The sequence below is a fragment of the Daejeonella sp. H1SJ63 genome (genome assembly GCF_029360775.1).
GTDB lineage: Bacteria > Bacteroidota > Bacteroidia > Sphingobacteriales > Sphingobacteriaceae > Daejeonella.
The window spans coordinates 14626-39418 of sequence record NZ_JARKMZ010000033.1 but is presented as its reverse complement, the minus strand read 5'-3'; the positions used below and the strand labels follow the sequence as shown (position 1 = coordinate 39418).

29 protein-coding genes are annotated in these 24793 nt (G+C 40.0%); 15 read left to right on the top strand and 14 right to left on the bottom strand.

Annotated features, from left to right (window positions below; genetic code table 11):
* Positions 1–130: 130 nt before the first annotated feature.
* Positions 131–1846, top strand: a complete 1716-nt coding sequence (locus P2W72_RS12085; protein WP_276362799.1) for a M3 family oligoendopeptidase — start codon at positions 131–133, stop codon at positions 1844–1846.
* A gap of 45 nt (positions 1847–1891) precedes the next feature.
* Here P2W72_RS12085 and P2W72_RS12080 read toward each other — a convergent pair whose 3' ends face one another.
* From P2W72_RS12080 to P2W72_RS12055, 6 genes are all read right to left on the bottom strand, one after another.
* Positions 1892–2047, bottom strand: a complete 156-nt coding sequence (locus P2W72_RS12080; RefSeq protein WP_276362796.1) for a hypothetical protein — start codon at positions 2045–2047, stop codon at positions 1892–1894.
* Between the two features lie 80 nt (positions 2048–2127).
* On the bottom strand, positions 2128–2775 hold the full coding sequence (locus tag P2W72_RS12075) for a hypothetical protein (protein WP_276362793.1): 648 nt from the start codon (positions 2773–2775) through the stop codon (positions 2128–2130).
* A gap of 1 nt (position 2776) precedes the next feature.
* Positions 2777–3397, bottom strand: a complete 621-nt coding sequence (locus tag P2W72_RS12070) for a DUF6266 family protein (RefSeq protein ID WP_276362790.1) — start codon at positions 3395–3397, stop codon at positions 2777–2779.
* Between the two features lie 16 nt (positions 3398–3413).
* Positions 3414–3782, bottom strand: coding sequence for a hypothetical protein (locus tag P2W72_RS12065; protein ID WP_276362788.1), 369 nt, complete (start codon positions 3780–3782; stop codon positions 3414–3416).
* 197 nt (positions 3783–3979) lie between these two features.
* The gene (locus P2W72_RS12060) at positions 3980–4549 is read right to left on the bottom strand and encodes a hypothetical protein (RefSeq protein WP_276362785.1); all 570 of its coding nucleotides are present in this window, start codon (positions 4547–4549) and stop codon (positions 3980–3982) included.
* A gap of 281 nt (positions 4550–4830) precedes the next feature.
* The gene (locus tag P2W72_RS12055; protein WP_276362782.1) at positions 4831–5100 is read right to left on the bottom strand and encodes a hypothetical protein; all 270 of its coding nucleotides are present in this window, start codon (positions 5098–5100) and stop codon (positions 4831–4833) included.
* A 57-nt stretch (positions 5101–5157) separates the two neighbouring features.
* Between P2W72_RS12055 and P2W72_RS12050 the strand changes: the two genes are divergently transcribed.
* Complete coding sequence (locus P2W72_RS12050; RefSeq protein WP_276362781.1) at positions 5158–5331, top strand: hypothetical protein; 174 nt, start codon at positions 5158–5160, stop codon at positions 5329–5331.
* A gap of 39 nt (positions 5332–5370) precedes the next feature.
* The gene (locus P2W72_RS12045) at positions 5371–6489 is read left to right on the top strand and encodes a helix-turn-helix transcriptional regulator (protein ID WP_276362778.1); all 1119 of its coding nucleotides are present in this window, start codon (positions 5371–5373) and stop codon (positions 6487–6489) included.
* A gap of 81 nt (positions 6490–6570) precedes the next feature.
* On the opposite strand, the gene P2W72_RS12040 is transcribed toward P2W72_RS12045, so the two are convergent.
* From P2W72_RS12040 to P2W72_RS12020, 5 genes are all read right to left on the bottom strand, one after another.
* Positions 6571–7020: a protein-export chaperone SecB gene (locus P2W72_RS12040; protein WP_276362775.1), complete on the bottom strand. Its 450-nt coding sequence runs from the start codon at positions 7018–7020 to the stop codon at positions 6571–6573.
* Complete coding sequence (locus tag P2W72_RS12035; RefSeq protein WP_276362773.1) at positions 7020–7472, bottom strand: helix-turn-helix domain-containing protein; 453 nt, start codon at positions 7470–7472, stop codon at positions 7020–7022. The genes P2W72_RS12040 and P2W72_RS12035 overlap by 1 nt, the downstream gene beginning before the upstream one ends.
* Positions 7435–7851 (bottom strand): hypothetical protein, encoded by a 417-nt coding sequence (locus P2W72_RS12030; RefSeq protein WP_276362770.1) that lies wholly within the window; start codon positions 7849–7851, stop codon positions 7435–7437. The genes P2W72_RS12035 and P2W72_RS12030 overlap by 38 nt, the downstream gene beginning before the upstream one ends.
* Positions 7852–8264: 413 nt before the next feature.
* Complete coding sequence (locus P2W72_RS12025; protein ID WP_276362768.1) at positions 8265–9272, bottom strand: DDE-type integrase/transposase/recombinase; 1008 nt, start codon at positions 9270–9272, stop codon at positions 8265–8267.
* Positions 9269–9583, bottom strand: a complete 315-nt coding sequence (locus P2W72_RS12020; RefSeq protein WP_276362765.1) for a transposase — start codon at positions 9581–9583, stop codon at positions 9269–9271. Before P2W72_RS12020 ends, P2W72_RS12025 begins: the two co-directional genes overlap by 4 nt.
* A gap of 14 nt (positions 9584–9597) precedes the next feature.
* On the opposite strand from P2W72_RS12020, the gene P2W72_RS12015 reads away from it, so the two are divergent.
* Both P2W72_RS12015 and P2W72_RS12010 read left to right on the top strand, forming a co-directional pair.
* On the top strand, positions 9598–10020 hold the full coding sequence (locus tag P2W72_RS12015; protein ID WP_276362762.1) for a type IIL restriction-modification enzyme MmeI: 423 nt from the start codon (positions 9598–9600) through the stop codon (positions 10018–10020).
* Positions 9956–10459 carry a hypothetical protein gene (locus P2W72_RS12010; RefSeq protein WP_276362759.1) on the top strand — a complete coding sequence of 168 codons (504 nt, stop codon included), beginning with the start codon at positions 9956–9958 and terminating at the stop codon, positions 10457–10459. The genes P2W72_RS12015 and P2W72_RS12010 overlap by 65 nt, the downstream gene beginning before the upstream one ends.
* Before the next feature lie 206 nt (positions 10460–10665).
* On the opposite strand, the gene P2W72_RS12005 is transcribed toward P2W72_RS12010, so the two are convergent.
* Positions 10666–12222: a glycosyltransferase family 39 protein gene (locus P2W72_RS12005; protein ID WP_276362756.1), complete on the bottom strand. Its 1557-nt coding sequence runs from the start codon at positions 12220–12222 to the stop codon at positions 10666–10668.
* Between the two features lie 7 nt (positions 12223–12229).
* Positions 12230–12886 carry a phosphatase PAP2 family protein gene (locus tag P2W72_RS12000; RefSeq protein ID WP_276362754.1) on the bottom strand — a complete coding sequence of 219 codons (657 nt, stop codon included), beginning with the start codon at positions 12884–12886 and terminating at the stop codon, positions 12230–12232.
* A gap of 77 nt (positions 12887–12963) precedes the next feature.
* Between P2W72_RS12000 and P2W72_RS11995 the strand changes: the two genes are divergently transcribed.
* The gene (locus P2W72_RS11995) at positions 12964–14667 is read left to right on the top strand and encodes an amino acid permease (protein WP_276362750.1); all 1704 of its coding nucleotides are present in this window, start codon (positions 12964–12966) and stop codon (positions 14665–14667) included.
* Between the two features lie 812 nt (positions 14668–15479).
* Here the strand turns inward: P2W72_RS11995 and P2W72_RS11990 are convergent.
* Positions 15480–17420 (bottom strand): KUP/HAK/KT family potassium transporter, encoded by a 1941-nt coding sequence (locus P2W72_RS11990; protein WP_276362747.1) that lies wholly within the window; start codon positions 17418–17420, stop codon positions 15480–15482.
* 215 nt (positions 17421–17635) lie between these two features.
* On the opposite strand from P2W72_RS11990, the gene P2W72_RS11985 reads away from it, so the two are divergent.
* The 9 genes from P2W72_RS11985 (at position 17636) to P2W72_RS11945 (ending at position 24719) form a co-directional block, all read left to right on the top strand.
* Positions 17636–18187 carry a T9SS type A sorting domain-containing protein gene (locus P2W72_RS11985; RefSeq protein ID WP_276362744.1) on the top strand — a complete coding sequence of 184 codons (552 nt, stop codon included), beginning with the start codon at positions 17636–17638 and terminating at the stop codon, positions 18185–18187.
* A 52-nt stretch (positions 18188–18239) separates the two neighbouring features.
* Entirely contained in the window at positions 18240–18851 is a 612-nt protein-coding gene (locus tag P2W72_RS11980) for a fumarylacetoacetate hydrolase family protein (RefSeq protein ID WP_276362741.1), read from the top strand.
* Positions 18820–20574, top strand: coding sequence for a M23 family metallopeptidase (locus P2W72_RS11975; RefSeq protein ID WP_276362739.1), 1755 nt, complete (start codon positions 18820–18822; stop codon positions 20572–20574). Before P2W72_RS11980 ends, P2W72_RS11975 begins: the two co-directional genes overlap by 32 nt.
* A gap of 62 nt (positions 20575–20636) precedes the next feature.
* Positions 20637–21098, top strand: coding sequence for a thioredoxin-dependent thiol peroxidase (gene bcp / locus P2W72_RS11970; protein ID WP_276362737.1), 462 nt, complete (start codon positions 20637–20639; stop codon positions 21096–21098).
* 66 nt (positions 21099–21164) lie between these two features.
* Entirely contained in the window at positions 21165–22010 is an 846-nt protein-coding gene (locus P2W72_RS11965) for a transketolase (protein WP_276362734.1), read from the top strand.
* 86 nt (positions 22011–22096) lie between these two features.
* Positions 22097–23050: a transketolase family protein gene (locus P2W72_RS11960; RefSeq protein WP_276362731.1), complete on the top strand. Its 954-nt coding sequence runs from the start codon at positions 22097–22099 to the stop codon at positions 23048–23050.
* Between the two features lie 43 nt (positions 23051–23093).
* Positions 23094–23648 (top strand): RNA polymerase sigma factor, encoded by a 555-nt coding sequence (locus P2W72_RS11955; protein ID WP_276362728.1) that lies wholly within the window; start codon positions 23094–23096, stop codon positions 23646–23648.
* A 34-nt stretch (positions 23649–23682) separates the two neighbouring features.
* Positions 23683–24279 carry a hypothetical protein gene (locus tag P2W72_RS11950; RefSeq protein ID WP_276362725.1) on the top strand — a complete coding sequence of 199 codons (597 nt, stop codon included), beginning with the start codon at positions 23683–23685 and terminating at the stop codon, positions 24277–24279.
* Positions 24276–24719: a hypothetical protein gene (locus tag P2W72_RS11945; RefSeq protein WP_276362723.1), complete on the top strand. Its 444-nt coding sequence runs from the start codon at positions 24276–24278 to the stop codon at positions 24717–24719. The genes P2W72_RS11950 and P2W72_RS11945 overlap by 4 nt, the downstream gene beginning before the upstream one ends.
* Positions 24720–24793: the final 74 nt, after the last annotated feature.

The window sequence follows — 24793 nt, the reverse complement described above, 5'->3', positions numbered from 1 at the left end:
CAGCTAAGCACACAGGGTTGAGCCATAGAGCTCGAGGATGAAATTTTACAACTCTTGGCTGTGTTTTTTTAATTAATTAACAGAAGTATAAACCCGTTGACTTTAACTAGTCAACATTAAATATTTACGGATGAAAAACCTTAAAATCTCCAAAAAGCCAAGGACCTATATTCCTGTTCAACTCGATGTAAAATGGGAAACCCTTGAGCCATTTTTTAATGAGTTGCTAAAACGTGAAATACATTCGGCTATAGAACTTGAGAAATGGTTGCGCAACAGAAGCGAACTTGAGGCTGCACTCGAAGAAGATTTTGCATGGAGATACATTCGTATGACCTGCGATACTACTGACGAGAAACTTCTGAATGATTTTCAGTTTTTTGCCACTGAAATTGAACCCAAAATAGCTCCTTTCAACAATGAATTAAATAAGAAGTTCATAGAATGCAGCTTTTCAGAAGAGCTGGACAAGGATAAATACTTCGTCTATAAAAGAGGGATAAAAAAAGCTCTGGAACTCTTCAGGGAAGAGAATATTCCTTTGCAAACCCAGATTCAGGTTGAACAGCAAAAGTACCAGGCTATTACTGGTTCAATGACTGTAAAACTCAAAGATCAGGAATATACTCTTGAGCAGGCATCTGTATTTCTTAAAGACACCGACCGCAAAGTACGTCAGGAAGCCTGGGAAGCAATTACTACCAGACGTTTGCAGGATAAAGATAAACTGGACGATTTATTCAACGGATTACTGAAACTTCGTCACCAGGTTGCCCTGAATGCCGGCTTCGAAAATTTCAGGGATTATATGTTCCAGGCATTGGGTCGCTTTGACTATACTCCGAAGGATTGTTATAAATTCCATGAAGCCATTGAAAGAGAGATTGTTCCAATTATGAGCGATCAGGCACATAAAAGACGCAACTCTCTGGGTCTGGATTTGCTTAAACCATGGGACATGGACGTTGACATCAGCGGAAAACCTGCCCTGAAACCCTTTAAAAATGGTGAAGAACTAATCGAAAAATCTATCAAATGCTTCCATGGACTTGGTTTGTATATCGGTGAGCGCCTGGAAATCATGAAGGCTAATGGATTCTTTGATGTTGACAGCCGCAAAGGAAAAGCTCCGGGAGGATACAATTACCCTCTCGCTGAAAGTGGTGCACCATTTATTTTCATGAACTCTGCCGGCACCTTTCGCGACCTGACTACCATGGTTCATGAGGGTGGACATGCCATTCATACTTTCATATCCGCAGATCTTGAACTGAATGACTTTAAACACCTCCCATCTGAAGTTGCTGAGCTGGCCTCTATGAGTATGGAACTGATATCCATGGATCACTGGGATGAATTTTTTGATAATCCGGAAGATCTTAAAAGAGCGAAGAAAGATCAGCTGAAAGATGTATTGAAAACATTACCATGGGTTGCAGTAGTTGATCAGTTTCAACACTGGATTTATACTAACCCTGATCATACCAGCAAACAAAGAGCTGAAGCATGGAAAGAAATCTTCGAACCTTTCGGAAACAATTTCGCAGACTGGTCAGAACATTCTGAAGCACTTGAAAATCTATGGCAAAAGCAACTCCACATATTTGAGGTTCCATTCTATTATATCGAATACGGAATTGCACAGCTGGGAGCAATTGCAGTCTGGAAAAATTATAAATCCAATCCTGAAAAAGGCCTTGAGAAGTATCTTAAGGCACTGAAACTGGGATATACCAAAACTATTAAGGAGATATACGAAACGGCTGGAATTGAGTTCAATTTCAGTGCCTCGTATGTAAAAGAGCTGGCAAACTTTGTAAAGTCAGAACTGGAAAAACTGGAGTAAAATGCATCCTGTATCATAACCTGCATGTAAGCATCGGTACTAATTTTACTCTTCTTCTTCAGTTTTGTCAAAGAATAAAACTTTTAGCAGAGTCTTTATACTTACCGCCTCTTTCGCGTTCGGTGTACTTCCCATATCGGAGAGCGGGATCCACCATAATGCGGCACCATTGGGGAATCGAACCCAATAACTGTAATGCACCAGCCTTTTTTTAGTTGACAGTTGATAGTTGACAGTTGATAATTCATCGTTGTCAACTGTCAACTATCAATTATCAACTGTTAGTTAATGTATCTCGCAACCTGATAGATCGAGCGAACCAATCGCCGCTTTCGGTATACTCCGTCTCCATCGTTGTGACCTGCTAAGTTGGTATTGCCTTCTACTGTAATGAGCCAGGGCTCCTTCCATTCGTCAATAAAGCCAACATGCGCAATGCGCCCCTTATCCGGAAAGTAGATGCCAAAGACATCTGCGGTTCGAGGGCTGGGGCTTGTCTGATTGTGAGAGATTGCACCCGGAGTCTTTCCGGCCGCACCCGACTGCCAGACAATCCGGGAGGCAGGAAACAGATCCGGCGACCATCCACTCCGCGGATTCGGAACCTTGGCTTGTCCGTACACCCAGCATACAAATGCTGCGCACCATGGATTTCCTTTCGGAAGATGTACATAGCGAAGGTATTTTTCTACTTCCGGCCCGGAGTTTACCTGCTTCTCACGCACACCGATCTGACTTCTGTAGATTTTCCCGACTTCTCTTTCCGGTGTAGTGGCTTTATTCAAACGCCGGGAATTTGCATTCAGGGCATTTGCATGCTGGCCATGAGTCAGGATTGCCGGCAACATCATCAGAATAATGATCATGCAGACCGGGAGTGTTTTCAATTGCCGGCTAAAACCCTTTGAATGATTTCTCAAATTTTCCATATTACCTTGTTTTAGTGATTAAAACTTTACCCATATAAGCACTATCGGAATAACTCTGCTGATCAGCGGAGCGGTAGGCCAGCCAAACGTGTATCTCCCTGCCCAGAAATTCAAGGGGCACATCAATCGTGCAAAATCCATCGGCGCGAGTTATTCCAGGGTTGGGCTCGCACCAGAATTCGCGGATTTCCGGACAATAAATCATGCCCATCAGCTCATCACCCGGATTGCTGTTACATTGAGTGCAGGGCGGCCAGCTGAAGCTCAGCTTATCCGAATGCTCCGAATGATACATCGCTCCGCAATAGGGAGCCAAAGAGCCTTTCAGGATGCAGACCTTTGAAAAATCGATACTCACATCAGGGAATTCACCCTTAAGGGCAGTGGCCAGGCTTTCGATGGCAGCTTTCCCGGTATGGGCTTTTCTGTTTTTGAAATACTTATAACAAGCACTGATGAGATGATAAATGATCTCAAATAAACCGATTATCTTCTGTAGTCTGTCGTGCTGATCTGCCCGCAGGGTAGATGTGCGGATAAAGTGTCCTTTCCCCAGTAATTTCAGAAAACCGAGGTCTTTTTTTGTCAGGTTTATGCCCGCATTTATTGTTAAACGTTTCATGATTTCAGGTTTAAGGTTAAATTAATTGAGCCAGCACCTTGATAAAGGCGTAAAGCAGAGCGAAGTAAAAGCCCAGATAAATAAGTACTTTATCCCGGTTACGCAGTCTTCTGAAATTGTCGGCAAACTGCTCGCGCGAATAGAGTGCAAATACCGGCCAGATCGCCTTGATGATCCACCAGGTGGTAGCCTGGAAGAAAAGTACCGATGCGATGGATAAAAGTATCCCGCTCAGCACACCCGGGTCGATGGCTGCCGCGGTATGGTCGACCAGCCTGATCAGGTATGGGAAAAGGATAAAAGAAAGCGCGCTGATGGTCAGGCCTTTAAACTCTGTATTTAATGAGATCCGGCGCAGCTGCTGGATGGATTGAATAAGTTCCATGATTATAATTGTTTATGGTTAATAATTAATTGAATTGTGAAAAAGCGGCGGCGTTGCGCCTGATGTCATTAAGGGCAGGAGGTTCTGGCTTCCGCCAGAATGACAATGCATTTTTTTAATAATGGAGTAGATCCTGACTTTCGTCAGGATCGTAATCCTTAAATAATGAGATTGGACATTCCGCCGCCGCTTTTGAATTAAACCAGTAGTTTCTCCAGAACGGTTTGATTTCCGGGATAGTCGCTGGCTGTAAAAATGATCGTGCTGCCCACTACTTCACTATTCGTAGCGGTAGTTACGTACTCCCAGTCAAGCTCATTTTCAGATTGAACAGCATATCCTGATTCCAGGGTGACACCGTCGGGAGTTTTAATCTCCACATGCACGGTTTTGACCTTGAAATCGTCGATTACACTGACTACGATCTCATCGCCAATTGTACCTGTATAGGAGCTCAGGTTGACTTCCTCGTAAAACTCCGGCGACTTTTGATAGTCCGCAAACGCTACGTTATGAGCAGTCTGCCCGGGTTTGGCGGCCAGCTGATAGCCCGCTTTTAACACCAGATCCTTTAAGACCGATTTCGCATATCTGGAGGCTCGTTTAAAACGTTCGCGAATCTCCATCTGAATTGCCGTCGGCAGTTTCGTGCTTAGTTTGGGTCTGTCGGCTACAATGGTTTTATTCGCCCTTTGACGAAAAACCAGCAGGTCACCTATGAGGCCACTCAGGCCATGGGTAACTACATTGTTTCTTGATTTTGCCATTTTCTTAAAAATTTAATTTGTTAATAATCATCCTTCTTGTACCGGTACGGGATGTTGAGATCAAACTTATAGCAGGTACTCCCGGTCGCAAAATTCTGACAGGTTTTGACGGGATTTGATGGGTTTTGACAGGTTTGAACATTCATTTACCTGCTGCTTAAAGAGATATAAAAGCTCCTGAAAAGAGACACAGTTTTTCATTCACTAAGGGTTCACTAAGGATTCACTAAGCGTTCACTAACTTTTATGCAAATGGGAGAAGTACAGGAGGAGTATCAGGTTTACTTAAGAAAACGGTCTCGGAGCGGTAAAATATCGTCACGATAATACCGGGGTCTTTTCCCCACCAGGAAAGGTTTAAACGTGCCATTCTTTCTGCCCCGAACAATGGTACTGTCACTGATATGAAGATATCTCTTCAAGTCTGAATTATCCCAAACAACCTTACCGCTCAGATCAGCACAGGACTCTCTCCCCTCGAGTATATCAAGGATCCGCTTCAGCATCTTAGTCTGCGCTTCAAATTCCTGTCTGGTGATCTGGTTTTCCAAGTTCCGGGTACATCAATACTCAAAATTGCAGGAGCGATATCGAAAAAACGAAGAAACTTGTCCCGTTTTGCGGGACAAGCTGTCCCTGTTTGCGGGACAAAGAATTTCCGTCATCTCGAACACAGCAGCAGTATTTTCTTCTTAAAATTGTCATTTATGCTGTGGAGAAATCTGTTGTTTCCGGCAGAGCTTTTCATGATGGGATTTCTGATCATCAAAATCATTTCTTAAATTTATTATGCTCTCGCTTTGATTTTAAATGACCTGCCTATGGACACTTTAGACTTAGCTGCCACACTACGCACATACCGTGAAGAGAAAGGCTTGAACATGAGAGATATGGCTGAAAGACTTTACATGTCGAAATCTGCCTATGACCGCTTGGAAAAAGGATCAACCAAACCAAGCTACGAGGGAATCCAAAGAATCTTTAAATTATTGCATATACAAGCTGATACCATCAGAGAGATTGATAGCAAAGGCAGACTACCGGGAACAATCACCTACTTAAAGCGGCACCTGCTTTATGGGTCGATTTCAACGGATATCGCATTAAATTGCATCAAAGACCTGGCAGAAGCCCTAAAATGCCGGCCTTTGTTTGAATGGGTCAGACTCGAAACAAATGGGTATTGGACAGGCAAGCACCCAATCCCTGACTACAGGATGTTCAAGCCAAGTTATGATATTGAATATGAGCAAGATGGCATGAAATATTTTATGTCCCTCCCTACTGGGTTTCTGGATTCCCCCGAAGAATCTTGTTGTATTCACTGGGAATTACCCATCAATGAGTCAGATGAAAACTGGGTGTCCTCCCGCGGAAAAATTATTTTCCTCAAAGAAAACGTAAAAGGCATCCTGGCACTCAAGTTAAAAGAGGTTTACGGTCCCGACCTTCATCTGATACGGGCTGCAGGATGGGTTTCAGCTCAATACTTGCAAAAAGTATTGCTGGCAGTTCAGGAAATCATGCTTCGTTTCCTCTTATATCTTGAAACAGAATTCGGACCGGATGCAGACATTGATGAATTAAGTGCTCACAAATACCAAATAGGTATACATTTCCGAAATGTGCTCGACACTGTTGGATTCGCCGGCCATCTGGACCTTCCGGTTAAGCCTGAAAAACAGGAAGAAATTGAGATCATTCAGGGAGATGAGGACAGGTTTATGGACTGGCTTACTCAGCATGATATCAGCCTTTATGAAATGGACGAGTTTTACACTTTACGTGAGGCATTTGAAAAGAAACCTGCTCCCAAAGGAATTGTACCCCCGGAGATGTATGCCTGGGCGAAAAAAGTTAACTCCTCAAACTGGCAGTTCAGGGCAGATGAGGAGAAATTAATACAGGGGCTCGAAAGGTTTTATGGGGTGGCGGGGTGATTGCAGGGGTTGATTACAACTGACGATGCAATATGAAACAGGTCTTAACGATGTTGTTCGAATTTGTCGGGAAACTTACTACTATAGCGAGGCCTTTTGTGCAAACAGGTCTGTAATATCAATTGGCGGCAGATCATAAGGACCAAATACCGACATACCAGTAGTCTGCAAAATATGAGTACGTAGCCGGTTAATAAGAAGGTTCACAGCAGAATAGTTCTTTAAATTAGCACGGTGCGTGTCGGGTAGCTCAATATTAGGGTCTATGCGAAAAACCCCGGTTCCCTCTACCGAAATTTTGTACCCGGCCTCAGGCACTTCATCATTATTGATGCTGATTTTTGTAAATACCTGAAATTCGTCTTCCGACAGATCCTGAATATCGAAATCTACATCAATCATGTATGCTTTAAAATATTCGGCAGGGTTAATCTTCTTTCTCCTGGGCTTACCTTCAGGGGGTACGAATTGGAAATTACTTTGAAGCAAAGCAAAATTTGTCCAGGATAGTGGTGATATTTTCGCTTTCATCAGGCTACCTTTCCCTCATTATATTCAGCCTTAAATCTATCTATAGACCTGCTATAATCAGGTTTTAGGTTTTTATAAACCCCATAAAAGCCATAATCCATTTCGAGCTCAGGAAAATCAAATCCAATCTTACTTGTCTGCGAATGAATTTCTTTACCGATAATTTCGAATTTTAAATCTAAGGCTCTTTGAATTTTTGCCAGAATATTGAAATTGGCTAAGCGGTCGCCCCGGAAAAGCTGGGTAATATAGCTTGCTGAAGTGTTCACCTTTTCGGCAAGATCCTTCTTGCTCATTCTTTGCTTTTCCATAGCAGATTCTATTTCGCTTAGAAATTGAAATGATAATAATCGTGCCTCCTGTTCCAGTAACTCCTCATCCGTAAAGTTGTTGAACAGTTGATCAAATGAAGTTTTAATTTGATTCGGGGTCGATGATTTCCTGGTAGTCATAACTTGCTACTTTATGGATAATGTTTAATATCTTCTTATCGATTTTTTGTGTCTTCTTCCGTGTTAACAATTCGGAAGCGATTATGACGAAGGTTTTGTCCTCCTTTATTACCTCTTTGCAATAGATACGAGCATTTTCCTGTCCTTTGAAAAATTTCATTGCCCTAACCCCTTTGCTTCGGGCATCGGGCTCTTCCTTATCATATAAATAGGTATTTCTAAGACCAGCTAATAATACATTGACTATATCAGCAAACTTACTTTTATGTCGGGCATCAGCACTCAAAAAAGACAGAATAACATCATAATTATCAGAATCTACCGCGATGCATCGCTTTCCGTCTTCCGATGTTCGAATGATTATTGCCTTTCTTCTCATACAAACTTAAGCTATTGCTTAATTATTTTCAATGTTTTATAAAAATATTACAATTGTATTTCAAAGAACGATTATATGGCTGACAAATCAAACTAAATATCTTAGCAAATTAATCAAGGGATAGTCGCTCTAACCTGACTTGGGAATAAAGGGAGTTGATGATGTTGTTTTGGGCTCTGCTAGCGCAAACTTGCAGCACGTGAATTTCATTGGCTAATATGGTAATCGTAGAGTGATACATCCTGTCTTGTCCTGAAAGAACTTCCAATATTTAAGTAGTAACAGATTAGTACGAGCGGGGTTCTTTTATGAGCGCAATAATTTGCTCTTTCAGGTTCATTTTAAATCTATTTACAGCTCAAAGTAAATAAAAATATAGCTCATTACTTTTAATTTATTGTACCGACCCCTTATTAGTTGGACAAGATTTGTGAATTAGTTGTGTAATAAGTGTTCGAATTTAGCTGTAATTTTTCATCTGAATATTCTGCTACCTGATTATTTTTGATTGCCGATATAGTAGCTGTTTCCTTTGTTCTGAGCAGTTCCCGTTTTGCCTCGGTGATATGAATGTTTTGCTCCCATTTTTCTTTTGGGATCATTCCGATCATGCGGTGATTTCTGCGGTTATCATACCAGGATCTGTGCGCAGCCAGAACGTGCTTTGCATGGTAGAAGCTGTCAAACTCGTAGCGGTCCACAACCTCCCTCTGAACGATACTGTGAAAGGCTTCAATGTAAGAGTTTTCTTCGGGCGTGGCTACGTGGGTAAACTCCTGATTGGCTTCTGCAGCTCTAAGGTATTGTTTAACGCTGTTGGCGATAAACTGTGATCCGTTATCATTCCTGATGGTGACACCTTTAATCCCGTACTGCTGTTGTATTCTTCTGAAAGCGTTAATTACATCTATCTGACGAATACTTTTCTGGAAGATCTGATCTACCGTTCTGCGCGAGAAGACATCCAATATGGTTAGCAGATAGTAATTGCGCCTATCTGCATGGACATAAATGTATTTAATATCCAGGCACAGGTATTCCATCGGATAGGTGGCGGCGATCTTACGATGCTGAACGAATCTGCGCTTACCACTAGTTCGGATGACTTTACCGAGTAACAAATTCTGTTCATCCATTAACCGGTAAACTTTTTTCTCATTGATATAGTAATCTAGCTTCCGAAGCTCTCCGGTTACATTCTCATAGCCGTAGCAGCAGAACTCCTGAGATAGAATGTCTTTTATTTCTTCAATGATCACTTGGTTTTCTACCATGGAACCATCCAGTTTAAACGTATGAGTACTAGATTTTACTCCCCGTTTTCCCTCTTTATTCTTGTAATAATAAACACTGCCTGAAAGATTAACCCAGGATAACAGCGTACTGGCTGGAGCTATGTGCCTGAAACTCGAAACGATCATCTTCTTGATTTGGGTTGGATAGGAGTTTTTTTTAAAAGCTCTGACTTAACCTCAATCTCAAGTGCTTGTTTGGCGATGATCCGCTTGAGACGTTCATTCTCCTCTTCCAATGCCCGGATCTCCGGATCAATACGGTGATACGCTGGCTTTAACCCTTCTACACCTTTGGAAAGATATTTACTCTTCCATCTGGCATACAAGGATGGCGCTAGATTGTATTTACGGCAAACCGCTGTGGTTCCTTCACGCTGACCTTCCTGGACGATAGCTAAACGATCTTCTGGACTGAAAGACCTTCTCTCTTTTTTCATAATTCCCTAATTTAATGGTTCTAAATTGTTTTAATAATTTAGTCCAGTCTTTTAGGGGGTTAGTACAGAGGACAACAAGTGGAAGATTAAAAAGTGATTATAGTTATTCTAATCAGCTAACTTATAATAACTTTCCTTGGCCAGAGAATCCAACAGATACTCAGGTAGGAAAAATTAAACAAGCAGTTAAAGAGTTAATGAATGCAAGGAATGAGTTTCCTAATAGCAGTTTGGCTGACTTATACAATAAAACTACTATGCCTCCAGCATTAGTAAAAGCACATGATGACCTAGATAAAGCAGTTGATTTAGCTTATCGTTCTCAACCATTCACAAGTGAAGCAAAGAGAATGGAGTTCTTATTTGAGCTCTATGAAAAGTATACTGCTGATTTATTTAGTAAGGAGAAGGTTAAAAAAAGTAAAAAAACAATTTAACAGTTTGGAGCATCCTTTTTTATTTAGAGCGCTAAGGCAAGTTGAGATTGAAGAAAAATATAAATTGATTCCTAAAAGTTTAGAGGAGTTTATGGCTGATCCTATGTTTGGTATTGATATGACTTTCCCTCTGGAATTTGGCAGTTTGAGAAACGCTGTACGTCAACACCAATGGAAGCAGAATGGCTTTCCAACAAGAGGAGTGTCAACAACTCCAAAACTTGAGCGTGCAATGTTTTACGCAACTGAGAACAAGGTAATTGCAAAGATTGATACTTCAAAGTTCATACCCTTAGGAATAAAGGTATATGATGTTAATGAACTTTTAAAGGAAAGACCAAATGAAATCGCTTGCTTTGAAGACAATGAATTTATTCTAGTTTATAACAAAGCTGGAGCGTTTCCCAGAGAAATAATCAATGAGATTATCCATACATAGTTTAATCAGGATTCATCTTTTTGATTTCTTTTAATGGTTAAACCTTTTAAAGAAATAGTCTAAAACACCAAATAAGAATCCAAATGAACCCTGATATCGAATCCTACTCATGAAGACTAAAAAAATCACTCCTGTCGCCGGCAGAATCTTTTGAATATTTACAGGCCACCATCAATGCCCTTACCTCCATTACCACCAAAAAGGACTCAGCGACCTGACTGATAAATCACAGTCGTAGGATTTTCAAAGATGTCCTTCTGCTCAAAAACAGGCACTAAATCTGTTACTGATCTGATCTCTTCGTCAAATTGCTTACGGGATATCACTGCAGCCTCAGGATGAGTTTTTAAATACATTTTAAGACTATCCTGAGTGTATATTGCCGGAACCAAACGCTGCATATTGAATATATAGGCAGAATTCATCATTTTGTAATAAACCAGATCCGGCTTGTTTTGTACAATTGCAATAGAAGAGACAATTGGATTTATTCCATATACCCTTGGATAAGCTTTGGCAAAAAACAAAAAATTACTGAATATGAAGGAAACAGACATACTAAGGATAAATTTACTCATCTGTCTTTTACTGATGAAATACCATCCCAATACAGATCCAAAGGGAATCGGAATAAACCATATCCAGACACCTGCAGCCTGATGTACATTCTTATCAGCCTTTAATCCGAAATAAACTGCCGCCGGAATAGCAAAAGCAATTATAGTATAAAATACATAGGCCCATTTTACTTTCTTCAGAGAAACATTACTGCCATCCATCCCGGCTAATAAAAATGCAATCAGAATTGCTATAAAGGGATAGGCCGGTGCAGTATAATTGGGCAGTTTGGTCTGTGAGAAGGAGAAAAACACAATAATGCCCAGTACAATACACAAACTATACAATAAAGCCTTATTCGCACGTTCTTTCCAGGCGTGAAACAGCGCCTGAATACAAAATACACCTAATGGAAGCAGGCCGATAATGACCATCACCAAAGGAAGGAGAAAAAAGCCTCCATGCCCCTCCATGGTATCTGAAAAACGCTTCAAATTATGCTTAAGGAAAAAACCTTCGGTCCACAAACCATTGGTAGCTTCGTAATTGAGCCAGTACCATGGCAATGCAACAGCCAGTACAATTACTACTCCTAATGGCATATTCATTGAGGCTACAAACTTCCAGCTGAACTGCTTACTTAAAATTAAAAATAAAAGTATGATCAATCCGGGCAATGCAATGGCAATCGGACCCTTAGTCAGCAATCCAAGTCCGAAGCATACATACATCAGCCAAAGCCATTTTTTCGCACCCTCAGTCATGAATACATAAAAGCTCATGAAACTGGAGGTCATAAAAAATATCAGATAAGGATCAGGAACCGACAGACGCATCTGGAAGTTAAAATGCAGGGAAGATAATAATACGAGGGCGGCAAGCCATGCAGCTTTTTCACTGATATATCGTCTTGCAAAAAGAAAGGTAATCAGAATGGTCAGAGCTCCGAAAACACCTGAAAAGAACCGTGCACTAAATGCCGAAACACCAAATATTTTATAAGACAAAGCCATAAAAAAATAATGCAAGGGAGGCTTATCGGTCCTGAGTTGTCCGTTAAAAAACGGAACAATAAAATCATCATTTACCAGCATTTCCCTTGCACATTCGGCATTCTTTGCTTCATCAAGAATATAAATTATTGGTTTGTCCAGATTAGACAAAAGCAAGATCAGGCTAACTAAAAAAACGATAAGTCCTTTCATATTCAAATTAAGCCTTTCCAAAAAGCCTCCCATCCAGTTTTGATGAGTTGAACCATTTGGTATTCCCAAGAACGTACATTAACTGAAAAGTAAGAATTACAGCCAGAACCGCTCCTGCAACAATATCTTCCATAAAATGTTGCGCTAAATATACTCTCGAAAATGCAGTGAGTGCAGCCATAGGAAGAATGAGCCAATGATATTTTTTATCCTTAAGAATAAAAGTTAAAACAACCGCAAGAGTAAAAACCGAAGCGGTATGACCTGAAGGAAAACTGTTCCATTGATGAATCGGATATCCTTCGATTGTTCTTATCGGACTAATATCCTCAAAGTATTTAATTGGTCTGGGTGCATGAAATATCCTTTTTAGTATCTGAACAATCAAAGAACTGTAAGCATAAGCTATTGCTGTAAAAACTGCGTAACGATATTTAACAAACAAAAGCAGCAGCACAACCAGCACAGTAGTTATACCGTCGCCCAAAAAAGTCATAAGCTTAAAAAACTCATCAAAAAAACTGTTATGATGGTTATTGATCCAAAGAAAGAGATCCGTTTTTGAAAACATCATAATCAGTCCTAAACCAAACATGATCAGAATCAAAAATGGGATAAAAAAAATGCGGTATTGATAAAGTAAATCTGAAAAGCTTTTCCTCATTATTCAGGCTGAATGCGTTGTCAAAACTAAATAATTTTTATGTTTGATCACTAAAACATTCAACTAACCCAATTTATATGCCCTTGAACCTGTTTAGAAAAAAATCCATTGACCTGATCATGAAAGACAGGCAGGCAGGATTTTCTGATGCTGAAACTGAAGCTGAGGGACTGCGAAGGGTGCTTTCGGTAAAGGATCTCACCCTGATGGGAATCGCTGCAGTGATTGGCGCAGGTATTTTTTCAACGATTGGAAATGCCGCCTTTAATGGGGGACCCGGTGTAAGTATTTTATTTATCATAACTGCAATTACCTGTGGTTTTTCAGCTATGTGTTATGCTGAGTTTGCATCCAGAATACCGGTGGCAGGCAGTGCTTATACATACGCTTATGCATCATTCGGCGAGCTAATTGCATGGATTATAGGATGGGATCTGTTGATGGAATATGCCATTGGTAATATTGCTGTAGCAATTTCATGGAGCGAGTATTTCACTAATTTGCTTGAAGGGTTCGGGATTCATATTCCGGCTTACCTGACCATGGATTACCTCAGTGCTTCAAAAGCCCATGCCGAAGTTATAGCTGCCGGTACAGATCTGAGCAAAATCAGTGATAAAGTACAATTTGCTGCCCAGGCATGGAACACTGCTCCGGGCTTGGGAAGCTTTAAGTTCATTGCTGATATTCCTGCACTGGCAATTGTTTTTTTGATTACCTATCTGGTTTATATCGGGATAAGAGAAACAAAGCGAGCCACCAATGCGATGGTATTTCTGAAAGTAGGTGTGGTTGTAGCGGTGGTTCTGCTGGGCTTCTTTTACGTAAAACCAGCCAACTGGACTCCATTCTTGCCCAATGGTTTTGAAGGTATGATGAAGGGAGTTTCAGGTGTTTTCTTTGCTTATATCGGCTTCGATGCCATATCAACAACAGCTGAGGAATGCAAAAATCCACAACGCGATCTTCCCAAAGGAATGATCTACTCCCTGATTATTTGTACCATTCTTTACATTCTGGTAGCTTTGGTTCTAACCGGAATGGTTAATTATAAGGAGCTGCAGGTTGAAGATCCGCTGGCCTTTGTATTTAAAAATGTAGGGCTTGATAATATCAGTTATGTTATATCAATAAGTGCGGTTATTGCAACAGCCAGTGTAATGCTGATCTTTCAAATGGGTCAGCCGCGTATCTGGATGAGTATGAGCCGCGATGGATTACTTCCTGAGAAATTTTCCAGCATTCATCCCAAATATAAAACACCATGGTTTGCAACTCTGGTAACCGGAGCAGTTGTTGCCATCCCGGCTCTGTTTATGAATCTGACTGAGGTGACTGATCTGACCAGCATTGGCACTCTTTTCGCATTTGTACTGGTTTGTGCGGGGGTACTTATACTTCCTGAAGAGAATGCAACAGAAGCAAATTCAAAACGATTCCGCATTCCATATATCAATTCAAAATTCATTGTACCTCTTTTATTTGCCGGAATCTTTATTTACTTCAAACAGGAGATTATGTCTTTGTTTGACTATAATGGCGACTGGCATGTTTATAAAGACAAACTCCCCTATTTCCTGTTTATTCTGGCCGCGGTTATCATGTCAGTTCTGTCTTTCATGAAAAACCTTTCACTCATCCCGGTCCTGGGAATGCTAAGTTGTTTATATCTGATGACTGAGCTGGGTTATACTAACTGGCTGAGGTTTTTGATCTGGCTTGGATTAGGATTAATCATCTACTTTTCATACAGCTATCATAAAAGTAAGCTGAATAAGTAATCGATAGCCTATAATACAATCACTAGTGTCCGGTTAAATTTAGAACGAATAAAAAAACTTTGTTTTGGCCTTTAAAACATGGATATTATTTTAGGATTGCGATGTAAGCCCTCCTCTATAACCTTTCCTCCCTCTATCGCCGGGAGAGCTCGGTACTTTTGAAGGCCAAAAGTACCCAAAAGCCTCTTTCAATCCCTAGGTGCCTTTGGCCACAAACCACCGCACATCAAAAAAACAGTGATCGCTGACTTTGGGGGATACTGCTTGGTGAAAGCGTTCCGCATATGATCCCAAAGCCTAATGCTCGGTTTTGCTTTTTGATTGAATCTACCCCCTGTTTTTTTGATCTTGCCGGCACTGGGGATTGAATCGTCCTTCGGTACCTCCTGTATGATATGAACGTTTATTGGAATCGTGCTTCGGCTGACAACCATTCATCAATTACAGGTGTTGATTCTTGCAGAGATCGGCCTTCCGGGATTTGGCAGTAAAGGCGCGTTTTATCCTTTGTGATAACAATCATAGAGCACAGGCATCAAGCAATCCGGAGAAGTGTTGCAGAAACATTCATGCCTCACTTGCTTAAACACGTCTTGGAGTGCACTAACAGGATAAAATGTGGATTTACAACAAATACCGGGCAGCCGCGGCTTTTTGATTCTTTTCAGCTGCAGGAAAAGAATTAGGCCCAGCGGCATGAGCGAAAGATTTTCAGTATGGGCAAATCATTTTAACCGGACAACAATGATAATACAATAAACAAAAATAGACGCCCGGTGAGCGTCTATTTTTGTTTAAAACCCTGACTGACTCTATTCCAATCGGGTCAGTTCACTATTATCCTGTGTTGAGATTATCAATGGTACTCTTTCAATCGTTACAAAACTGATATCGAGTCCGAAACCTCTTTCTTCAGAAAGTGAAAATTTCTTCAGAATGAAGTAATAGTCCATAATAAATTTGTCCATAAAACTCAATACGTTTGAGCGCGACAAGACTTTTTCAAGAACTACGAATCTGAAATCACCAATAATTTTATACTTATTCAGCGAAGTATACTTACTGGTAATATCCACCTCCTTGTTCTTAACCAGTTCTTCAACCACCTTTCTGAACAGAACGTTAATCTGCTGCTCCACTCTGAAGCCCAGCTTAAAATCAATCCTGATCAATTTATTAGGAACCAGAAATTCTACTTTATAATCTCTTGTAAACGGTTCATCCGTCACATCAACATGTACAAGCCAGTAAACATCTGCACGCTTAGGCTGCTTCTGAAGAATCGAATACATGATTTTCGATTCAATCTCCGAGTTGAAATTGGAGCTGGTAAGATATACCAGCTGAGAAGCATATTTGGGTACAGATTCATCCTCACTTAACTCTGTAAGTATAGGATAATAAGAATCAATTTCTACAAATTTAACGAAGCGGTTTTTGATTCTTCTGGCAGATGACCAGGCCCACATTACAGACAATATAAAAGATGCAAGGATTATAGTAAACCAGCCTCCATGCATAAATTTAGCCATATTGGCAACTAAAAACCCTAACTCAATTAAGCCATAGACAAGGATGAAAGTTATTATAATATAATTAGGGAATTTCTTACGTTTAAGAAAAGCTGCAACCAATATAGTAGTCATCAGAAAGGTAAGATTAATCGCCAATCCGTAAGCACCCTCCATAGCTGCCGATTCTTTAAAAATCAGCACTACCACAATACATCCTATCCACAATAATAAATTCATCGATGGGACATACAATTGCCCCTTCTGATTACTTGGATAATTAATCTTAACCTTTGGCCATAAATTCAGTCTCACAGCTTCTGAAATCAGTGTAAAAGACCCTGAGATTAACGCCTGACTTGCTATAATAGCTGCGGCGGTCGCGATACTGATGCCTATTATTAAGAACCACTCAGGCATAATAGTAAAAAATGGATTCTCATTACTATCTAAAATACTACCCTGATGCTGCCATAACCATACTCCCTGTCCGAAATAGTTTAAAAGAAGACATATCTTTACATAGATCCAGCTTATCCGGATATTCTCTCTCCCGCAGTGCCCCAGATCAGAATACAAGGCTTCTGCCCCCGTAGTACAGAGGAATACTGCACCAAGTATGAATAATGAATTTGGATTGGACGAGAGCAATGAGTATGCATAGTAAGGGTTTATTGCCTTCAAAATTTCAGGGAACTGAACAAGATAAACCCCGCCTAACAAAGCCATCATAGTAAACCATATAAACATGATTGGACCAAAGGCTTTCCCTACTATAAAAGTACCAAACCTTTGAATCAGGAACAGCATTGAAATAATCAAAATTACTATTGGAACTGTTGGAATATCAGCATAAAAAATTCTAAGACCTTCAATCGCTGCTGAAACGGTAATTGGGGGAGTAATCATTCCATCTGCCAACATGGCCGAGCCACCTACCATCGCAGGTATTACCAGCCACTTCCCTCTCTTTTTAACCAGGGAGAATAACGATAGTATCCCTCCCTCTCCTTTGTTATCTGCACGTAGAGTAATTAAAACATACTTAACCGTGGTTTGAAGTGAAAGCGTCCAAAATATACATGAAAGTCCTCCTAAAATTAAATCAGTAGTAATAATACGATCTGCAACGATCGCTTTAAATACATAAAGCGGAGAAGTTCCAATATCCCCGTAAACTATTCCAAGACTAATTAACAATCCGGCTGCTGTTAATTTATTAAGATTTTTTACCTTTGACACCTCAAATGATTTTGTTTCCAAAAGTACATCTTAAAAACAATATCACAACGGTAAAATAGTTGACTCATTTTCAACATTTTTTGGCTGGATTTAGTAACATTAGAGTTACCCTGACCGTAAAATAAGTTTTTTAGTTAAAAAATGTTAAAAAAATCACAGAATAGTATTGGGATATATTAATATGCCTTATATTTATACATCTGTCGGAATTGCGTATGATAAATATCTACCTGAGAAAATTCATTATAACCATAGTATTCAGCATAACAATGTTGGGTTCAGGCTATGCTTATAGTTTTTCGAAGGCAGTGCCCCGTGCAGATTCTACCAAAACAAGATCAACAAAAATTACCGATACCCGTTCAAATAAGCCAACCTATCTTAAAAACGGCGTAAAGGTTAACTTCACTCCTTTTAAACCTGAAAAAGACAAGCTTTTAGCCAGTTCTAAAGTAGCCGGAATTCCAAGAGCCACAACTTTAGGAGAAAAGGTTCAGAATGATAAAATTTTAACCAATGTTAAAGTTTACCCTAATCCGATTACCGAATATCTGAACATGAGTTATACCGTAAGTAAAGACGTTAATGTAACCATCAGAATCATGGATATTTTAGGCAATCAGATAACAACCCTGTTTTCTGAAAGACTGGATGCAGGTGCCCATACCAGTTCTTTTAGCATTTCTTCCAAAATAACCAGCGGATTTTATTTTGTCCGTGTAAGTGCCGGGAACGAGATCATAACCAAACGCATCTCGGTTCTGTAATAATCTGTCTCTTTTTTACTTCCGTTTTATAGCCTATTCTTATATTCGCAGAATGAAAATTATTGCGATCGGGCGTAATTACGCTGAACATGCCAAAGAGCTAAACAATCCTGTACCAACAGTGCCGGTCATTTTTATGAAACCCGATACTGCGGTATTAAAAGATAATAAGCCGTTCTATCATCCTGAATTCTCAACGGATATTCATCATGAGATTGAGCTTGTACTAAAAATATCCAAAGAGGGAAAGCATATTGCCGAAAAATTTGCGTCCAACTACTTTGATGAGATCGGTTTGGGTGTAGACTTCACCGCAAGGGATATCCAGCAAAAACATAAAGAAAAGGGCTTGCCATGGGAGCTTGCCAAAGCATTTGACAATTCAGCGCCGGTAAGTAAATTCATACCTAAAGCAAACTTTAAAGATCTCAGAAATCTGAATATCAGGTTAGACCTGAATGGAAAAACTGTGCAGGACGGAAACACCAAAGACCTGCTTTTCTCTTTCGAATATATCATTGCGTTCGTTTCGAAATACATTACCCTGAAAAAAGGCGATCTTATCTATACCGGTACTCCACAAGGTGTAGGGAAAGTAAATATCGGCGATCATCTGGAAGGTTACCTTGAAAATGAGAAATTACTGGACTTTGACATCAGGTAATTCATTCCTGCAAATGCCCAGATTACTATCAAGCATAATTCTGTCATTGTTTTTCCTGCAGCTCAGCGCTCAGGAGATCAGAGACGGAAAGTATCCTCTCAGCTATTTCAGACCTCCTCTGGATCTGTCTCCGGTTTTATCCGGAAATTTCGGAGAGATCAGAGGTAACCATTTCCACTCAGGGCTGGACTTCAAGACCAATCAGCAGGAGGGTTATCCGGTGTACGCCGTAGCCGATGGATATATTTCCCGGCTGAGAGTTCAGATAGGTGGCGGAGGTAATATTGCATATATCAATCATCCTAACGGATTTACGTCTGTTTATATGCACCTGAGGAATTTCAACGACAGAATAAGCCAGTCAATTCGTAACTATCAGTACAGAGCAGAGAAATTCGATGTCGATTTCCCTTTACTGATGATTGAAATACCAGTTAAAAAAGGAGAAATCATTGCCTGGTCAGGAAATACCGGAAGTTCAGGTGGTCCGCATCTGCACTTTGAACTGCGGGATACCAAAACTGAGGAAACCATTAACCCCCAGCTATTTGGCATAAGCGTACCCGACAGGGTTAAACCAACAATTTCTGGTATTTATCTCTATCATTTAAACTCTGCCCCTTTCAGCGAAAACACGCCTAAACGGTTCTTTCAGGTTAGCGGAGGATACGGCAAATACAAATTATCACCGGATAATATCATCAGTATTGGTGGTGAAGCAGGTTTGGGAATCATGACAAGTGATAAAAATTCAGCTTCAGAAAATTCCAACGGACCGTATGCAATTGAACTTTACCTCGATGATCAGTTGATTCATTCATCCGTATGGGAAAAATTTTCTTTTGATCAATCAAGAGGTATTAACTCTCATATCGATTATCCGGCATTAATCAGTGCCGGACGTAGAATTCAAAAAAGTTTCAGGGAACCGGGAAATCCACTGAATATTTATAAAAATGTATTGAATAATGGCATTATTAATTTGGGCGACCAGAATATACATGATGCAAAATATGTGGTCAGGGATATTGCAGGAAATGAAAGTATATTAAATTTCAGGATCAGATTTCAAGAGGGTTCAGCGAAAATTGCGAAAACTTCAGGTATCAGAAAATTCATTTATAATCAAATTAACAAATTTGATACAACAGGTTTAAGCTTGATTTTACCCCTGAATACCCTCTATAGTAATCTGGATTTTACATATAAGAGTTCAGCACGCCCGGCAGGAGGATATTCGCCAATTCATCACATTCATACCCGTCTGATTCCTGTACATAATCCTTATTATGTTTCAATTAAGGCTGACGAAGACCTTCCCATTCGGCTGCGCAGTAAAGCGCTGATTGTAAACAATAAAAAAGTGGCTCAGGGTGGTGTATATGAAAACGGATATATCAGGGCAGAACTAAAAAATTTCGACAGTTTTTATATCACAACAGATACAATTGCTCCTGTAATTATACCCGTGAACATCAGTAGCGGCCGCAATCTCAGCGCAGCTTCAAGAATACAGTTTCGCATATCAGATAATTTATCCGGCATCGATTCCTTTACAGCACTTATCGATGGGCGCTGGATTCTTATGGAATACGACTTCAGGACAGGTGCATTATGGCACAGGTTTGATGGTACAATAACATCCGGCAGACATGATTTTCAGCTAATCGTTAATGATAAAAAAGCCAATGCAGGCATGTACCATGCCGTATTCTACAGGTAATCAGAAATATTCATTTCGCAATATTTATTTTACTAATTTTGAGGCTCTAAAACTGCGCATCAATGATTGAATTAAATGAGGGTCAGAAAGCCCCTGATTTTACCGCAAACGACCAAAATGGAAATAGTATCAGCCTGAGTAGCTTCTCAGGAAAAGACATCATTCTTTATTTTTATCCCAAAGACGATACTCCGGGATGCACTGCAGAAGCCTGTAGTTTCAGAGATAATTACCAGTCATTAACCGGTCAGGGTTTTATTGTACTTGGAGTAAGTACAGACGATGAAAAATCGCACCTGAAGTTTATCAATAAACACAGCCTGCCGTTCCCGCTTATTGCTGATACTGATAAAAAGATTGTTGAAGCTTATGGTGTATGGGTTGAAAAAAACATGTACGGTAAAAAGTATATGGGAGTAGCCAGAAAGACATTCATCATCGGGAAAGACGGGAACATCAGAAAGATAATTGATAAAGTAGACACCAAAAATTCTTCTGCTCAGGTTTTAGACTTACTGAAATAAAAATTCAATAACAACACATTAATTGCAATTAACAACATGGCAAAGCAAGGCCATAAAGCATAAATTATGACTCCAGATATAGAAAAATTAACAAAAACGGCTTCTCAGGTTCGCAGAGATATTTTAAGGATGGTTCATGCCTGTCAGTCAGGTCATCCGGGTGGTTCATTAGGTTGTGCTGATTATATGGTGGCACTGTATTTCCACACCTTGAAACATAATACTGAATTTAATATGGATGGTCAGGGTGAAGATCTTTTTTTCCTGTCAAATGGCCACATTTCTCCATTATGGTACAGCGTTCTTGCCCGTGCAGGATATTTTGAAGTATCTGAGCTTGCTACATTCAGAAAAATCAACACCCGCCTGCAGGGACACCCAACAACACACGAGAACTTACCGGGCATCCGGGTTGCGTCAGGTTCTTTAGGTCAGGGAATGTCTGTTGCAATTGGTGCTGCGCTGGCTAAAAAGTTAAATGACGACAATCGTCTGGTTTTCTCATTACACGGCGACGGGGAGATTCAGGAAGGTCAGATCTGGGAATCAGCAATGTATGCAAGCCATAACAAAGTTGATAATCTGATCTCTGCAATTGATGTTAACGGTCAGCAGATTGACGGGCCAACAGATGCAGTACTTTCTTTAGGCAGCCTGCGTGCTAAATGGGAAGCATTTGGCTGGGAAGTACTTGAAATGAGTGGTAATGATATGGCTGACGTTGTCAGAGTATTTGATCTGGCTATATCCAAAACATTTAAAGGCAAACCGATTATGATTCTCATGCAAACTATGATGGGCAATGGAGTTGATTTCATGATGCATACACATAAATGGCATGGTGCAGCTCCTAATGATGAGCAGTTGGCGAATGCACTCGGACAACTGGAAGAAACACTTGGCGATTATTAATTAACTCTGAAATACAGACTGTAAATTCTCATTCAGAGAAAACAAAATTAAATTATACCTGCAAGCACAGGAATATGCATTGAAATATGAAGAAATACACATATACAGAGAAAAAAGATACACGTTCAGGTTTTGGCGCAGGTTTACTGGAAGCCGGAAAAAGAAACGAAAAAGTTGTTGCTTTATGTGCCGATCTTATCGGTTCCCTGAAAATGGATGCCTTTATTAAGGAATTTCCGGATCGTTTTTTCCAGATCGGAATTGCTGAAGCCAATATGATGGGTATTGCAGCAGGTTTAACCATTGGAGGAAAAATTCCGTTTACAGGAACTTTTGCTAATTTCTCAACCGGCCGCGTATATGATCAGATCAGACAATCCATCGCTTACTCAGATAAAAATGTAAAAATTGCAGCTTCTCATGCCGGTCTTACTCTTGGAGAGGATGGTGCTACACACCAGATTCTTGAGGATATTGGCATGATGAAAATGCTTCCGGGCATGGTTGTTATTAATCCATGTGATTACAACCAGACAAAAGCGGCTACCATTGCTATTGCTGATTATCACGGACCTGTTTACTTAAGATTCGGCAGACCGTCTGTTCCTGTATTTACTGATCCTGATCAGAAGTTCGAGATCGGAAAAGCATGGATGGTTAATGGAGGTACTGATGTAAGTATTTTCGCTACCGGACACATGGTGTGGAAAGCAATTGAAGCAGGTGAAAAGCTTGCAGAGGCAGGTATCAGTGCTGAAATAATAAATATTCACACCATTAAACCTTTAGATACAGAAGCTGTCTTAAAATCTGTAGCTAAAACAGGCTGTGTTGTTACTGCTGAAGAGCATAACCGTTTCGGCGGACTCGGAGACAGTATTGCACAAGTTCTGGCTATCAATAATCCGGCTCCACAGGAATATGTTGCTGTAAATGACAGTTTCGGAGAAAGCGGAACACCAGATCAGTTAATGAAGAAATACGGGCTGGATACTGAGGATATTATCAAAGCTGTTCAAAAAGTAATTAAACGTAAGTAATTACAAACCTCAGTTCGGAAATTCCACCCCAATAAATGAATTTATGCAGGTAGAAGATTCCGTAATCTTAGAGAAATTTTCAAAGGAAAGTACCCGGACTGAGGCTTTTAATCTGCTGCTGAATAAATATCAGCAGAAAATATACTGGCATATCCGCAGGCTGGTCATAGATCATGATGATACCGATGATCTGGTACAGGATGTTTTTATTAAAGTCTGGAATAATCTTTCCAATTTCAGAAATGATTCTCAGCTTTTTACCTGGTTATACCGGATAGCTACCAATGAAAGTATTTCTTTCTTAAATCGTAAGAAATTAAGGAACAGCGTTTCTCTGAATGATGAATCCAGCGGGCTTGACCTTATGAATACTTTGGCAGACAGCCCCTACTTTGATGGCGACAAGGCTCAAATGAAACTTCAAAAGGCTCTGCTAAGCTTACCTGAGAAACAAAGGCTGGTATTTAATATGAAATATTTTGATGATCTTAAATATGAAGAGATATCGGAGATTCTGGGAACTAGCGTGGGTGCCTTAAAAGCATCCTTTCATATAGCTGTAAAGAAAGTCGAACAGATTTTAGTAAATTCAGATTAAACCTTTTGATTGAAGGCTTATCTAAATAAAAAAAATGGAATTAAGGGATTCAGATAAGGAATGGCAAAAAGATGCCCCGGTACTTGCTTCAATAGGCAGGGACAATCCATTTACTGTGCCCGCAGGATATTTCGAATCACTTACAGAACAGGTTAAAGCACGGACGTTTATTGAATCAAAACGATTCAATGTTCAGGATGAATTTTCAATTCCTGAGAATTATTTTAACGGGCTTACTCAACGGATTCAGAGCCGTATTGCTATTGAAAACAAGCTGAATCAAAAGAGCGAACAAGGTTTCAGCGTCCCTGACGAATATTTCGTAAACCTTAATAACCGTATTCAATCCCGTATCGGGAAGAAGAAATCATACTGGTTCAGTTATGCAGCTGCTGCATGTATTACCATGATCATTGGTAGTGTCATCTATTTCAATTCAAGCTATTATACAATCAGCAGAGAGCTTTCCGATGTGTCTGATCAGGAAATTATTAATTATCTTCAGATCCATACTACCGTCAGCGATAACCAGTATATCATTGATCATTTAAATACCGAAGAGTTGCAGCAGGTCAACAATGACATTTCAGCTCAGGAACTCGAATTGTACATTAATAATACATCATTATGAACAGATATGTAAAGAATGGGCTGTGGGGTGTCATAATGCTATTCACATTGGCCAATGTACCTGCATTCGCACAGCAGCCTTCACATGCGGAAAGACATCAACAAATCGAAGCAATTAAAGTTGCGTTTATTACCAGTAAATTAGACCTGACAAGTGAAGAAGCACAGAAATTCTGGCCGGTATATAATAATTACCAAAAGGAATTAATGGAAATCATGAAAAAGCGTAGAGAGGAAAGAAAAAGAACAGACATATCTCCGAGTGATAAAATTAATCTCGATCTGGATTATGAAACCCGCATGCTGGAGCTCAAAAAGAAATACAAGAAAATTTATTCCAAGGCTATTCCTCCTGAAAAAATACTGCTCCTCTACCAGGCAGAGCGTGAATTCAGAGAACATTTGATTAAGCAATTGAATTATCGCCGCAGGTCTAACTAATCACTGATTTGCTTCACAAATTCAAATTTGACTGCTCATCTTTTTATGGCAGCAAATAATATATGTATTTTTGT

What these genes read in the sequence shown, in the direction of transcription:
- P2W72_RS12005 (WP_276362756.1), bottom strand. Translation starts at nt 12,222, where the DNA reads ATGAAAGGACTTATCGTTTTTTTAGTTAGCCTGATCTTGCTTTTGTCT.
- P2W72_RS12025 (WP_276362768.1), bottom strand. Translation starts at nt 9,272, where the DNA reads ATGATCGTTTCGAGTTTCAGGCACATAGCTCCAGCCAGTACGCTGTTA.
- P2W72_RS11975 (WP_276362739.1), top strand. Translation starts at nt 18,820, where the DNA reads ATGAGAAATTACTGGACTTTGACATCAGGTAATTCATTCCTGCAAATG.
- P2W72_RS11980 (WP_276362741.1), top strand. Translation starts at nt 18,240, where the DNA reads ATGAAAATTATTGCGATCGGGCGTAATTACGCTGAACATGCCAAAGAG.
- P2W72_RS12000 (WP_276362754.1), bottom strand. Translation starts at nt 12,886, where the DNA reads ATGAGGAAAAGCTTTTCAGATTTACTTTATCAATACCGCATTTTTTTT.
- P2W72_RS11955 (WP_276362728.1), top strand. Translation starts at nt 23,094, where the DNA reads ATGCAGGTAGAAGATTCCGTAATCTTAGAGAAATTTTCAAAGGAAAGT.
- P2W72_RS12065 (WP_276362788.1), bottom strand. Translation starts at nt 3,782, where the DNA reads ATGGAACTTATTCAATCCATCCAGCAGCTGCGCCGGATCTCATTAAAT.
- P2W72_RS12010 (WP_276362759.1), top strand. Translation starts at nt 9,956, where the DNA reads ATGAAAAGTATACTGCTGATTTATTTAGTAAGGAGAAGGTTAAAAAAA.
- bcp (WP_276362737.1), top strand. Translation starts at nt 20,637, where the DNA reads ATGATTGAATTAAATGAGGGTCAGAAAGCCCCTGATTTTACCGCAAAC.
- P2W72_RS12045 (WP_276362778.1), top strand. Translation starts at nt 5,371, where the DNA reads ATGGACACTTTAGACTTAGCTGCCACACTACGCACATACCGTGAAGAG.
- P2W72_RS12060 (WP_276362785.1), bottom strand. Translation starts at nt 4,549, where the DNA reads ATGGCAAAATCAAGAAACAATGTAGTTACCCATGGCCTGAGTGGCCTC.
- P2W72_RS12020 (WP_276362765.1), bottom strand. Translation starts at nt 9,583, where the DNA reads ATGAAAAAAGAGAGAAGGTCTTTCAGTCCAGAAGATCGTTTAGCTATC.
- P2W72_RS11985 (WP_276362744.1), top strand. Translation starts at nt 17,636, where the DNA reads ATGATAAATATCTACCTGAGAAAATTCATTATAACCATAGTATTCAGC.
- P2W72_RS12015 (WP_276362762.1), top strand. Translation starts at nt 9,598, where the DNA reads ATGGTTCTAAATTGTTTTAATAATTTAGTCCAGTCTTTTAGGGGGTTA.
- P2W72_RS12075 (WP_276362793.1), bottom strand. Translation starts at nt 2,775, where the DNA reads ATGGAAAATTTGAGAAATCATTCAAAGGGTTTTAGCCGGCAATTGAAA.
- P2W72_RS11965 (WP_276362734.1), top strand. Translation starts at nt 21,165, where the DNA reads ATGACTCCAGATATAGAAAAATTAACAAAAACGGCTTCTCAGGTTCGC.
- P2W72_RS11945 (WP_276362723.1), top strand. Translation starts at nt 24,276, where the DNA reads ATGAACAGATATGTAAAGAATGGGCTGTGGGGTGTCATAATGCTATTC.
- P2W72_RS12040 (WP_276362775.1), bottom strand. Translation starts at nt 7,020, where the DNA reads ATGAAAGCGAAAATATCACCACTATCCTGGACAAATTTTGCTTTGCTT.
- P2W72_RS11995 (WP_276362750.1), top strand. Translation starts at nt 12,964, where the DNA reads ATGCCCTTGAACCTGTTTAGAAAAAAATCCATTGACCTGATCATGAAA.
- P2W72_RS12030 (WP_276362770.1), bottom strand. Translation starts at nt 7,851, where the DNA reads ATGAGAAGAAAGGCAATAATCATTCGAACATCGGAAGACGGAAAGCGA.
- P2W72_RS12035 (WP_276362773.1), bottom strand. Translation starts at nt 7,472, where the DNA reads ATGACTACCAGGAAATCATCGACCCCGAATCAAATTAAAACTTCATTT.
- P2W72_RS12070 (WP_276362790.1), bottom strand. Translation starts at nt 3,397, where the DNA reads ATGAAACGTTTAACAATAAATGCGGGCATAAACCTGACAAAAAAAGAC.
- P2W72_RS12085 (WP_276362799.1), top strand. Translation starts at nt 131, where the DNA reads ATGAAAAACCTTAAAATCTCCAAAAAGCCAAGGACCTATATTCCTGTT.
- P2W72_RS11960 (WP_276362731.1), top strand. Translation starts at nt 22,097, where the DNA reads ATGAAGAAATACACATATACAGAGAAAAAAGATACACGTTCAGGTTTT.
- P2W72_RS11950 (WP_276362725.1), top strand. Translation starts at nt 23,683, where the DNA reads ATGGAATTAAGGGATTCAGATAAGGAATGGCAAAAAGATGCCCCGGTA.